Annotated in this window: 9 protein-coding genes; 2 read left to right on the top strand and 7 right to left on the bottom strand. The window is 74.3% G+C overall.

Features of this window, described 5'->3' with window-relative positions:
* Positions 1-113 precede the first annotated feature (113 nt).
* The 7 genes from ACFV1J_RS16940 to ACFV1J_RS16910 all read right to left on the bottom strand — a co-directional run bounded on the left by ACFV1J_RS16940 (position 114) and on the right by ACFV1J_RS16910 (position 7,803).
* Positions 114-1,352, bottom strand: a complete 1,239-nt coding sequence (locus ACFV1J_RS16940; protein ID WP_385858752.1) for a glycosyltransferase — start codon at positions 1,350-1,352, stop codon at positions 114-116.
* Positions 1,349-2,314, bottom strand: coding sequence for a glycosyltransferase (locus ACFV1J_RS16935; RefSeq protein WP_385858750.1), 966 nt, complete (start codon positions 2,312-2,314; stop codon positions 1,349-1,351). The genes ACFV1J_RS16940 and ACFV1J_RS16935 overlap by 4 nt, the downstream gene beginning before the upstream one ends.
* Positions 2,311-3,426, bottom strand: coding sequence for a glycosyltransferase family 9 protein (locus tag ACFV1J_RS16930; protein ID WP_385858747.1), 1,116 nt, complete (start codon positions 3,424-3,426; stop codon positions 2,311-2,313). The genes ACFV1J_RS16935 and ACFV1J_RS16930 overlap by 4 nt, the downstream gene beginning before the upstream one ends.
* On the bottom strand, positions 3,423-4,040 hold the full coding sequence (locus ACFV1J_RS16925) for a D-glycero-alpha-D-manno-heptose-1,7-bisphosphate 7-phosphatase (protein WP_385858745.1): 618 nt from the start codon (positions 4,038-4,040) through the stop codon (positions 3,423-3,425). Before ACFV1J_RS16925 ends, ACFV1J_RS16930 begins: the two co-directional genes overlap by 4 nt.
* Positions 4,037-5,101, bottom strand: a complete 1,065-nt coding sequence (locus tag ACFV1J_RS16920) for a glycosyltransferase family 2 protein (protein WP_385858743.1) — start codon at positions 5,099-5,101, stop codon at positions 4,037-4,039. Before ACFV1J_RS16920 ends, ACFV1J_RS16925 begins: the two co-directional genes overlap by 4 nt.
* Positions 5,098-6,777, bottom strand: a complete 1,680-nt coding sequence (locus ACFV1J_RS16915; protein WP_385858741.1) for a carbamoyltransferase — start codon at positions 6,775-6,777, stop codon at positions 5,098-5,100. Before ACFV1J_RS16915 ends, ACFV1J_RS16920 begins: the two co-directional genes overlap by 4 nt.
* 63 nt (positions 6,778-6,840) lie before the next feature.
* Positions 6,841-7,803: an NAD-dependent epimerase/dehydratase family protein gene (locus ACFV1J_RS16910; protein WP_385858739.1), complete on the bottom strand. Its 963-nt coding sequence runs from the start codon at positions 7,801-7,803 to the stop codon at positions 6,841-6,843.
* A gap of 220 nt (positions 7,804-8,023) precedes the next feature.
* Here ACFV1J_RS16910 and ACFV1J_RS16905 point away from each other — a divergent pair, with 220 nt between their 5' ends.
* Entirely contained in the window at positions 8,024-9,316 is a 1,293-nt protein-coding gene (locus tag ACFV1J_RS16905; protein ID WP_385858737.1) for an acetyl-CoA carboxylase biotin carboxylase subunit family protein, read from the top strand.
* A 47-nt stretch (positions 9,317-9,363) separates the two neighbouring features.
* On the top strand, positions 9,364-11,406 hold the full coding sequence (locus ACFV1J_RS16900; protein WP_385858735.1) for a CocE/NonD family hydrolase: 2,043 nt from the start codon (positions 9,364-9,366) through the stop codon (positions 11,404-11,406).
* Positions 11,407-11,429 lie beyond the last annotated feature (23 nt).

The following is an 11,429-nucleotide window of genomic DNA, read 5'->3' as shown; positions in this document are numbered from 1 at the left end:
GTGCGTGAACCGGCGGCGGTCGGGCCCGCACCTCCTTCAAAAGTCTGCGGTCGGGGGTCGGCCGGGTCGGCCGGGGCCGGAAAAAGCGTCGTCCCGGAACGGTTGACGGCTCGTCAGACGGCCTCCGTCACGATGGGCCGGTGCGCGAGCAGCCCGCGGTAGACGGTCTCGGTGGCCGCCGCGACGGTGTCCCAGCCGTAGCGGGCGAGGACCCGGCGGCGGCCCGCGGCGCCGCAGGCGGCCCGGTGTTCGGGGTCGGCGAGGAGTTCGCCGGCGGCCCGGGCCAGGGCGCCCGGGTCGCCGGGCGGGATCAGCCGCCCCGAGACGGTGTCGACGACGGTGTCCAGCTGGCCGCCGACCGCGGTGGCGACCACCGGGGTGCCGCAGGCCATGGCCTCCAACGGCACGATCCCGAAGGGTTCGTAGTCCGCCGGGCAGAGCACCACGTCGGCGGCGCGCAGCAGCGGTGGAACGTCCTCGCACGGCACCCCGCCGGTGAAGCGGACCCGGTCGGCCACCCCGGCCGCCCGGGCGAGCGCGCGCAGCCGCCGGACCTCGGGGTCCCGGTCGAGTTCCGCGGCGGGCGGCCCGCCGGCGATGACGAGGTGGGCGTCGGGCAGCCGGGGCAACGCGGAGACGGACAGCGCGGCTCCCTTGCGGGGCACGAGTCTGCCGAGTTGCAGCAGCAGATGGCGTACCGGGCCGCGGTCGGCGACCGGTCCGTGCGGGCTGAACGCGAGGGCGTCCACACCGCACGGCACCACACTGACCTTGCGGGACGGGATGCCCATCCGGGTCAGTTCGGTGACCTCGTCGCGGCAGGTGGCGATCACCTGGTCGCAGCCTTCGCCGACCTCGATCTCGGAGGTGACGCGGCTGGCCGGGCTGGTGTCGCTGTCCTTCCGGTGGCGCCGCTTGACGGTGCCGAGCGCGTGGTAGGTGTGGGCCAGCGGCAGGTCCAGCTTCCGGGTGGCCTGCAGGGCGGCGAGCCCGGACATCCAGAAGTGCGAGTGCACGACGTCCGGCGGCCGCAGGGCCCAGTCCTCGGTCAGCAGCCGGCCGAACTCCGGGATGTACGGCAGCAGTTCGTCCTTGGGGACGTGACACGGCGGGCCGGCGACGAGGTGCCGGACGGTCACTCCCGGTCGTAGCACGACGTGATCGGGTGGGTCGGGGGCGTCCCTGCGGGTGTAGACGGTGACCCGGTGGCCGCGGTCGGCGAGCGCACCGGCGAGCCGTGCCACATGGACGTTCTGGCCGCCGGCGTCCACGCCGCCGAGGACCGCCAGCGGGCTGGCGTGCTCGGAGACCAGCGCGAGGGACAGGCGGGGGGCGGAGCCGCGGGCGGTCATGCGAGTACCTCCGTGATCAGGCTTTCCCAGTCGTGGAGAAAGCGCTTGAGCCCGTACCGGCCGAGCGCGGCCTGCCGGGCCCGGGCGCCGTCCTCGGCGGCGGCTTCGGGTTCGGCCAGGTAGGTGCGGACGGCGCGGGCCAGGACCTCGGGGCGGTTGGAGAGCGTGCCGGCGCCGGGAGGCACCGCCTCGACGGCCTCCGTCGTCGCCAGGGCCACCACCGGCATTCCCAGGTGCATGGCCTCCAGCAGGGACAGGCCGAGCGAGGTCCAGCGCACGGGGTGCAGATACACCCGCCGCTCGGCCATCGCGGAGTGCAGGTCCGCCTGCGGGAGGTCGACCGTACGGCAGGCGTCCGGGGCGAGGCCGAGGTGACCGGCGAGTCCCTCGGTGCCCATGCCGAAGACGTCGAGCGGGGCGGCTGCGGCCAGTGCGGGCAGCAGGTCGGTGCCGACGGTCCGGCCGCGGCGGACCGGCTCGTTGACGACGACGGCGGCGCGCGGCAGCCGGCCGGTGTAGCGGTGGCCGGGGTCGACGATGCCGTGCTCGATCACGGCGGTGCGGGTCCGGCCGCTGTCCCAGAACAGCCGGTTGAAGTGCGTGACGTGCACCAGCAGCAGGTCGTCGCGGTCGGCGTACGGGTGCCGGGTGTGCGGTACGTCGCCGTGCGGGGCGTTGTGCTCCAGGTAGACGGCGGGCAGGTCGCGGCCGGGGCGGCGGCCGCCGAGCCAGGACTCCGCCAGTTCCGCCTCGTGCGGCCGCTGCAGGACGACCAGGTCGACGGGGGTCTCCCGGAGCTGGGCGGGCGTCTTCTCCCGCACCGATTCGGGCCAGGGGAAGGTACGGGCCCGGCCCCGCCCGTCGGGTCCGCGGTCGGGGGTGACCGGCACCAGGTAGGTGTGCGGGCCCTGGACGAACGCGGTGGTCCAGGAGCCGTGCACGTGCCACAGCAGGATGTTCATAGGGTCGCCCCTCGCTCGTCGTCGGTCGGTGTCCGGGGCGCCCCGGCCCCCGGTGCCGGGGCGTCCGCGCGGCCCGGTGCGGCCGGTACCGCCGCGCCCCGGCCGGTCGTCACCCTGGCCAGCGCGCCCAGCAGTTCGGCGTCCGAGACCCCGTCGAGACAGGGGTGCCCGGGCACCGGGCAGCTCCGGGCGCGGCTGTCCGCGCAGGGCGCCCGCTGGTCGCCGAGCAGGACGTGCGGGACGCCGTAGGGGGCCCACCGTTCGGTGGGGACCACCGGAGCGAAGAGGGAGACGACGGGGGTGCCCACCGCGGCGGCCAGATGTGCCGGGCCGGTGTTGCCGACGACCGCGGCCCGGGCCCCGGCGAGGACGCCGGCGAGCTGGTGCAGATCGGTGCGGCCGCCGAGGTCCAGTGCGTGGTCGCCGGCCACCGCTGCGGTCAGCCGGCGTTCGTCGGGGCCGCCGGTGACGACCACCCGGTGGCCGGCCGCCGCCAGTGCGGCCGCGGCGCGGGCGGCCCGGTCGGCGCTCCAGGCGCGGGCGGGCACCGCCGCTCCGGGGTGCAGCACGACGTACGGGTCGCGGCCGGTGAGCTGCGTGGTGCCGGGCGGCGGCAGGATCTCCAGTGCTCCCCGGTCGCCGGGCGGCAGGCGGAATCCGGCGGCCTCGGCGAGGTCCAGTGCGGCCTCGGCCTCGTGTCGGTGCGGTGCCCGCCGGTGCCGGAGGTCGAGCAGTGCGCCGGAGTAGTCCGTGCTGTCCGCGGCGGTCCACATGCCGCCGGCCATCTTGAGCAGCAGCGCGACCGGCAACGGGCTCTGGTGGTAGGAAACGAGGATCAGCGCCCGGTCGAACCGGCCCGCGGTCAGGGTGTCGACCAGCGCGTCGGTGGTGGCCCGGCTGACCGGCGGGGGCCGCAGGCCGACCCAGGGAGCGTCGTGGACCAGCACCTCGTCGACGCCGGGCAGGAGGTGCGCGGCGCGCTCGCCGGAGGGTCCGCAGAGCAGCGCGGTGTGGGACGAGCCGGCCGCCACGGCCCGTACGGCGGGCCCGGCGAGCAGCACGTCGCCGGCGCTGTCCAGCCGGACGACGAGGGTGCGCGGGGCGGCGCTCATCGGGCCGCCTCCGCGCCGAGCGGGCAGCCGAGCAACTGCCGTACGGCGTCCGGGAGATCGGCCGCGCGGCAGGGTGCGGCGGCGATCTCCTCGCGGCGGGTGACGGGGGTCGGCACGAGCACACCGCGGGCGCCCGCGGCGCGGGCCGCGCCCATGTCGGCGGCGATGTCGCCGACCACGACGGTGTCCTTCGGCGCGACGCCGAGCCGGTGGCAGGCGGCGAGGACCAGGCCGGGCGCCGGTTTGCGGCAGCCGCAGCCGTCGGCGGGCCCGTGCGGGCACACCGCCCAGACGGCGAACGGGCCCAGCAGTTCTTCCACCCGGCGCTGTACGGCCTCGACCTGGCCACGGGTGAGCAGACCGCGGGCCACCCCGGACTGGTTGCTGACCACGCCCACCGGGATGCCGCGGTCGCGCAGCGCGTCCAGTGCGGCCCGGGCCCCGGGCATCGGCACGACCAGCGCCGGGTCGCCGTTGTAGGGGACGTCGGCGATCAGCGTCCCGTCGCGGTCGAAGAGCACCGCGGCGGGCCGCACCGGTGCGGGCGGGGCGGGGTACGGTCCCTCGGCGTGGAGCCAGGGACCGCCTGGGCGCTCCGGGGCGTCCACGATCACACCCGTTCCGGGGCCGGCCGGGCGGTGGCGTCGGGCGTGGGGCGGGCGCCGTCCCAGGGGTCCACGGGGACGATGCGGCGGTGGCGGGCCAGGCCGCGCAGCCAGTGCGCGGTGGCGGCGGGCGGGATCAGGACGCTGGTCAGCGCCATGGTCCGGGTCTCCTCCCGGGTACGCGGTCCGGGGGCGATCCTGGCCCAGGCGAACTCGGCGGTGCCGGCGAGCCACAGGGCGGCCAGGGCCGCCGCGGCGCGCCGTTTGCCGGCCGCGGCGCAGAGCAGCGCGCCGGCGGCCGCCGCGGTCACCGCGAGGTGTCCGGGGAGCCGGCCGCGCGGGGCCTGGGCGCGGCGCCACCAGTTCCGGCCGTGGCGGCGGGTCATCAGGACGTCGTCGGCGTTGCCGGCCTGGAGCCGTACCGAGACCCAGCGGTCGGCGGGGCGGACCGGGTGGGTGGTGCGGCGGCGGCCCTCGGCCAGCGTCCAGCCGGTCGCCAGCACCCGCAGGGCCAGGTCCGCGTCCTCCCGGAAGGCGCGCCGGAAGCGTTCGTCGAAGCCGCCGACGCATTCCAGGGCGGCCCGTCGGTAGGCCATGTCGGCGGTGATCCAGCGGGCGGTGGCCAGCCCCGCGGTGTTGCGTTCCCAGTCGGTGGGTTCGCGTCCGGTCGGCAGCGGCACGTCGACCCGGGCCGAGACGCCGGCGGTGCGCGGGGTGGCGGCGGCGAGGTCGGTGACCAGTTCTCGCGCCCAGGCGGGCCCGGGGAGCACGTCGTCGTCGAGGAAGACGATCCAGGGGGTGCCGCCGGCCGTCCGCCAGCCGGTGTTGCGGGCGGCGGCCGGGCCGCGGGCGCAGCCGGGCACGGTCACCGTGCGGTCGCGCAGCTCCTGGGGGATGTCGGCGGGCAGCGGTGTGCGGTCGTCGAGGGGCCGGTCGTCGACGAGGATCACGCGGCGCGGCGGGGGGCCCTCGGCGGCGGCGAGCGCGGCCAGGCAGGCGGTCAGGCTGGGCCGGCCGAGCGTGGGGATCACGACGGTGTAGTCGGTGGACCGGTCAACCGGGGCGGTCATCGGGCCGCCTCCGGTCCGTGCGGGGTGTGCTGTCCGGCGGCGAAGAGGTCCCGGCGGCGGATCGCGAACGGGCCGATGGCCAGAAGGTCGACGGGGGTGGAGCCGAAGCACTCCAGGGCGTCGCGGGGGTCGTCGACCATGGGCCGGCCCGCGGTGTTGAGACTGGTGTTGACCACGACGGGCAGGCCGGTGAGCCGCTCGAACTCGGTCAGCATCATGGCGAGGCGTGGTTCGGCGGCCGGGTCGACGGTCTGGATCCGGGCCGTGCCGTCCACGTGGACCACGGCGGGAATGCGCTCCCGCCACTCGGGGGCCACCTCGTGGACGAACAGCATGTAGGGGCTGGGGAGTTGGCCCTGGAAGAGGTCCGCCGCGCGGTCGGCGAGCACCATGGGGGCGACCGGCCGGAACTGTTCGCGGCCCTTGACGTCGTTGAGCCGCTCCAGGTTGGCGAAGTGGCCGGGGTGCGCGAGCAGGGAGCGGTGTCCCAGGGCTCGCGGTCCGTATTCGGCGCGTCCCTGGAACCACGCGACGATGGCGTTGTCGGCGAGGGCCTCGGCGACGGTCCGGGCGATGTCGGCGGGGCGCTCGTAGGGGACGGCGGCGGTCCGGAGCCAGGTTTCGAGTTCGGCGTCGGTCCAGTCGCGGCCGAGGGCGGCGCCGGGCATGGGCAGCGGTTCCTCGCCCGCGTCGGCGCCGATCAGCAGGGCGGAGCCGAGTGCGGTGCCGGCGTCGCCGGCCGCCGGCTGGACCCAGACCCGGCCGAACGGGCCCTCCCGGGCGATCCGCGCGTTGGCGACGCAGTTGAGGGCGACGCCGCCGGCGAGGGTCAGCACATCGTCGTGGGTGCGGCCGTGCAGCCAGCGGACCAGGTCCAGGAGGGTCTCCTCCAGGCATGCCTGGGCGCTGGCGGCGAGGTCGGCGTGGTCCTGGCTCCAGGGCTCGTCCGGGCGGCGCGGGGCGCACAGTTCGTGCCAGGGCACGCCGGTGGCGTGGAACCCGCCGTCGCCGGTCGGGTAGATGTGGCGGCGGAGTTCGGCCAGCATCCGCGGCCTGCCGTACGAGGCGAGTGCCATGACCTTGAACTCGTCGGAGCAGCGCAGGAATCCGAGGTGCTCGGTCAGTTCCTCGTAGGCCAGGCCGAGCGAGTGCGGCAGTTCCTGGCCGTACAGCGGCTCCAGTTTGCCCTGGACGCGGTGGGCGGCCAGGTGGGAGGTGGCCTCGCCGCGGCCGTCGAGGACGAGGACGGAGGAGGTCTCGGCGTCCGGTGCGGCGAAGGCACCGGACGCGGCGTGCGCCATGTGGTGCGGGACGAACCGCACCGCGTCCGGGTCGAGGCCGGGCAGCGCGTGGGCGAGGAAGCCGGGTGCCTCGCGGGCGTAGCTCAGCCGCAGGTGGTCCCAGGGGTCGTGCAGCCCCATCTGTGCGGCGGGCCGGGCCAGCCGGGGGTCGAAGGAGTACCCGACCGCGTCGATGTCCTGGGGGCGCAGGCCGGCGTAGTCGAGGCACCAGCGGGCGGCCTGCTCGGGCAGTTCCCAGGCGGAGAACGGCACCGGCCGTTTGCCGTGCTTGCGGCGGGAGAACCTCTCCTCCTCCGCGGCGGCCACCGTGACGCCGTCGATGACGAGTGCGGCGGCGGGGTCGTGGAAGAGTGCGTTGATTCCAAGGATGCGCATCACGATTCGCTGGCCTTTCCTTCGTCCGGGGGCTGCGGTTCGGTCTCCGGTACTCCGGCGGGGTCAGATGCCCTGTTGCTCCCGGAACCAGGCGATGGTGCGGGCCAGGCCGTCCCGTGGTGGCACCCGTGGCTCCCACTGGAGCTTGCCGCGGGCCAGGGTGATGTCGGGGCAGCGCACCGCCGGGTCGTCGGTCGGCCGGTCGATGAACCGGACGGAGGACCGGGAGTCGCTCAACTCGATGATGAGCCGGGCGAGTTCGAGCATGCTGAGCTCGGCCGGGTTGCCCAGGTTCACCGGGCCGCGCAGGTCGGAGGCGGCGGCCGCGAGGATGCCGCGGACGGTGTCGTCGACGTAGCACAGCGAGCGGGTCTGGCAGCCGTCGCCGGTGACGGTCAGCGGATCGCCGGCCAGTGCCTGGCGGATGAAGGTGGGCACCGCGCGTCCGTCGTGGCCGCGCATGCGGGGGCCGTAGGTGTTGAACAGCCGGACGATGCCGGTGTCGGTGCCGTGTGCCCCGGCCTCGGCGGTGGTGAGGGCCTCGCCGAAGCGCTTGGCCTCGTCGTAGACGCTGCGCGGGCCCACGGGGTTGACGTTCCCCCAGTAGTCCTCGCTCTGCGGGTGCTGCTGCGGATCGCCGTAGACCTCGGAGGTGGACGCCAGCAGGAAGCGGGCGCCGGCCGACCGGGCCAGGGCGAGCATGTTGCGGGTGCCCAGGCTGCCGGTCTCCAGGGTGTGCAGCGGGAGTTTGAGGTAGTCGGCGGGCGAGGCCGGGGACGCGAAGTGCAGCACCAGATCGGGCTCCGCGGCGAGCCGGACCGGCTCGGTGACATTCGCCTCGACGACCGTGAAAGCGGGACGGTCACGCAGCGCGGATATGTTCTCCGGCCGTCCGGTGCTGAAATCGTCGATGCATATGACGGCGGTGTCCCGCGCCAGCAATTCGGTACAGAGGTGGGAGCCGACGAAGCCCGCGCCACCGGTCACCACCGCGCGTTGCCAATTCCGCGAAAGTGCCGTGTCCATGGGACTCCCTAGCCTTGGTTCCGAAGTGGTGGGGCTCCTCGATCAGAGTCCGGGGAACGGTCTGCGGGGGCGAGCCGGACTCCGCCGGTCGGGTTAATCCACGACGGCTGCGCCAGCTGCCCGCGGCGCGGCGGGTAAAACAGCCGGAACGCCGTGTCTTCCGGCCGTGCGGGGGTACCCGGGACAGCCCGGCCACCAGCCCGCGGAGTAAGGGTGCGTGATGTGGAACATCTTCGTGATCGGCCTGGACGACGGTAATCTCCCGATTCTGCAAAGACTCCCCGGCGCCCGCGACTACCGGTTCCACCGGCTGCTGAAGCAGGAGGAACTCCAGGTCGGCGAGGTGTCCGTGCCCGATCTGCTGGAAAAGGCGCAGCGCCAGCTGGATTCCTTCGACGGCCGTATCGACGCCATCGTCGGTTTCTGGGATTTCCCGGTGAGCACCTTCGTCCCGATCCTCGGCGAGCGTTACGGCACCCGCTGCACGAGCCTGGAATCGGTCGTCAAGTGTGAGCACAAGTACTGGTGCCGGCTGGAACAGCAGAAGGCCATCGAGGAACATCCGCGGTTCGGCCGGGTGGACCTGGCCGCGGACGATCCGCGGCCGCCGGACGGGGTCCGGTTCCCGATGTGGCTCAAGCCGGCGCTCGCGTATTCCTCGGAGCTGGCTTTCGGGGTGGGCGATCAGCAGGAATTCCGTGGTGCGGTGGAGGAGATCCGGGCGGGAATCGGGCGGGTGGGCCGGCCGTTCGCGGACATCCTCGACCGGGTGTCATTGCCCCCGGAGATGGCGGACGTCGGTGCCGAGGTGTGTCTGGCCGAGGAACGGCTCTCCGGGCTCCAGGCCGCCGTGGAGGGCTACGTCCACGAAGGCGAGGTCACCGTTTACGGCGTGCTGGATTCCATCAACTACCCCGATACGCCGTCCTTCCTGCGCCACCAGTACCCCTCCGCCCTCCCCGAGCCCGTCGTCCGGCGGCTGCACGACGTCTCGAAGCGCCTCGTCCGGCAGATCGGCCTGGACGCCGCCACCTTCAGCATCGAGTACTTCTACGACCCGCGGACCGGGGACATCAACGTGCTGGAGGTCAATCCGCGGCACTCCCAGTCGCACGCCGAACTCTTCGAGGACGTCGACGGGGTGCCCAACCACCACTGCATGGTGCGCCTCGCCCTCGGCCTGGATCCCGCCCTGCCCAGCGGTGCCGGCCGCTACCGCACGGCCGCCAAGTGGTACTACCGCACGTTCGCCGACGGCATCGTCCGCCATGTGCCCAGCGCTGCGGACCTCGCCCGTATCGAACGGGAGATCCCGGGCGTGCGGATCGACCTGCGGCCCGCGGAGGGACAGCGGCTGTCGGAGCTGCCGGAGCAGGACAGCTACAGCTACGAAGTGGCCCACATCTTCACCGGAGGGAACAGTGAGGAGGAGCTGTGCGCCACCTACGACCGCTGTGTGGCCGCCCTGGACCTCACCTTCGACCCGCCCCCGCCCGGCGGGCGCGACGGATAGCCCGTCGTCCGCCCGCCCCGCCGCCGCGAAAGGAGAGCGCCGGCCGTATGCGTTTCGTCACCGAACTGCCCTGTGCGACGACCGAGGAGGAGCACGTCGAGGTGCCGGTGTCCGACGGCACCCGGCTGTCGGCGCGGATCTGGCGCCCGGTCTCCTCCGACCGGGAGCCGGTGCCGGCGGTGCTGGAGTACATCCCGTACCGCAAGCGCGATCTCAGCTCCGTACGCGACTCGATGCACCACCCCTACCTCGCCGGGCACGGCTATGCCTGCGTCCGGGTGGACCTGCGGGGCACCGGGGAGTCGGAGGGGGTGCTGATCGACGAGTACCTGGAACAGGAACAGGCCGACGCCGAGGACGTGCTGGCCTGGCTCGCCGCCCAGCCGTGGTGCGACGGCAGCACCGGCATGATGGGCATCTCCTGGGGTGCGTTCGCCGCCCTCCAGGTCGCCGCCCGGCGGCCGCCGAGCCTGCGCGCCCTGGTCATCGCCTCCTTCACGGACGACCGGTACGCCGACGACATGCACTACATGGGCGGTGCGCTGCTGTCGGACAGCCTGGCCGAGGCGGGCACCATGTTCGCCTACGGGACCTGCCCGCCGGACCCCGCGGTGGTCGGCGCGCGCTGGCGGGAGATGTGGCACGAGCGGCTGGCGCACACCCGGCCCTGGGTCCTGGAATGGCTGCGGCATCAGCACCGCGACGACTACTGGCGGCACGCCTCGGTCAGCGAGGACTACACGGCCGTGCGCTGCCCGGTGCTTGCCTCCAGCGGCTGGGCGGACGGCTATTCCAACGCCGTGACCCGACTGCTGGCCCACCTGGACGTCCCGCGCAAGGGACTGATCGGCCCCTGGTCGCACAAGTACCCGCACCTGGGCGAGCCCGGTCCGGCCATCGGCTATCTGCAGGAGGTGGTGCGGTGGTGGGACCACTGGCTCAAGGGCGTCGACAACGGGGTGATGGACGGCCCGATGCTGCGCACCTGGATGCAGGACAGCGTGCCGCCCTCGACGTCGTACGAGGAGCGGCCGGGCCGCTGGGTGGGCGAGCCGGACTGGCCGTCCCCGCACGTCCGGCCGGTGTGCCACCCGCTGCGCCGGCACCGCATCGATCCGCCGGAGGAGGCGGGGCCCGGTGACCGGACGCCGGACGAGGCCACGCTGACCGTCCGGTCTCCGCTGTCCGTCGGCCAGTTCGCCGGGAAGTGGGCCTCGTACAACGCTCCCCCGGACCTGCCCTACGACCAGCGGGAGGAGGACGGCGGCTCGCTGGTCTTCGAGACCGGGGCGCTCAGCGAGCGGGTGGAGATCCTGGGTTCCCCCACGGTGGAGCTGGACTTCTCGGTCGACGAGCCGGTGGCCATGGTGGCCGCCCGGCTCTCCGACGTGAGCCCGGACGGCGCCGCCACCCGGGTCACCTACGGCCTGCTGAACCTGACCCACCGCAACGGGATCGGCACGCCGGAGCCGCTGGAGCCGGGCGGCCGGTGCCGGGCCACGGTGGAACTCAACGGTGTCGCCCAGGCGTTCCCGCCCGGCCACCGCATCCGGCTGTCCCTGTCCACGTCGTACTGGCCGCTGGCCTGGCCGCCGCCCCGGCCGGTGCGGCTGACCGTGTACGAGGGCACCAGCAGTCTGACCCTGCCGGTGCGCCCGGTGCGCGCGTCCGAGCTGGTCCCGGACGGGCCGTTCGGGGAGCCGGAGGCCACCCCGCCGCTCGCCACCACCCAGCTGACGGCACCGGAACAGCGCTGGGAGGTCAAGCGGGACCTGGTCGACTACCGCTCCGAGCTGGAGATCGTCAAGGACCGCGGGACGGTGCGCTACGAGGGCATCGGGCTGGACGTCGGGATCCGGGCCCACGAGCGGTACACGGCGGTGGCCGACGACTTCACGTCCGCCCGGGGTGAGGCGGCCTGGACCACGCGGTTCCGGCGCGACGGCTGGGAGGTCCGGGTGGAGACCCGCACCGTCCTCCGGTGCAGCGAGACGGAGTTCCTCGTGGACGCCACCCTGGACGGCTTCGAGAACGACCGCCGGGTGTTCTCCCGCACCTGGAACGAGACGCTGCCGCGGGAGCTGCTGTAGGCGCCCCACGGGAGGTGCCTCCC

The organism is Streptomyces sp. NPDC059649 (assembly GCF_042734445.1).
In the GTDB taxonomy this organism is placed as follows: Bacteria; Actinomycetota; Actinomycetes; order Streptomycetales; family Streptomycetaceae; genus Streptomyces.
Note: the sequence above shows the minus strand (reverse complement) of the source record. Positions and strands in the feature narration are given on the sequence as shown.

Excerpts from the sequence above, each read along its gene's own strand:
- ACFV1J_RS16910 (WP_385858739.1), bottom strand. The coding sequence starts at position 7,803 with ATGGACACGGCACTTTCGCGGAATTGGCAACGCGCGGTGGTGACCGGT.
- ACFV1J_RS16915 (WP_385858741.1), bottom strand. The coding sequence starts at position 6,777 with ATGCGCATCCTTGGAATCAACGCACTCTTCCACGACCCCGCCGCCGCA.
- ACFV1J_RS16930 (WP_385858747.1), bottom strand. The coding sequence starts at position 3,426 with ATGAGCGCCGCCCCGCGCACCCTCGTCGTCCGGCTGGACAGCGCCGGC.
- ACFV1J_RS16920 (WP_385858743.1), bottom strand. The coding sequence starts at position 5,101 with ATGACCGCCCCGGTTGACCGGTCCACCGACTACACCGTCGTGATCCCC.
- ACFV1J_RS16940 (WP_385858752.1), bottom strand. The coding sequence starts at position 1,352 with ATGACCGCCCGCGGCTCCGCCCCCCGCCTGTCCCTCGCGCTGGTCTCC.
- ACFV1J_RS16905 (WP_385858737.1), top strand. The coding sequence starts at position 8,024 with ATGTGGAACATCTTCGTGATCGGCCTGGACGACGGTAATCTCCCGATT.
- ACFV1J_RS16900 (WP_385858735.1), top strand. The coding sequence starts at position 9,364 with ATGCGTTTCGTCACCGAACTGCCCTGTGCGACGACCGAGGAGGAGCAC.
- ACFV1J_RS16935 (WP_385858750.1), bottom strand. The coding sequence starts at position 2,314 with ATGAACATCCTGCTGTGGCACGTGCACGGCTCCTGGACCACCGCGTTC.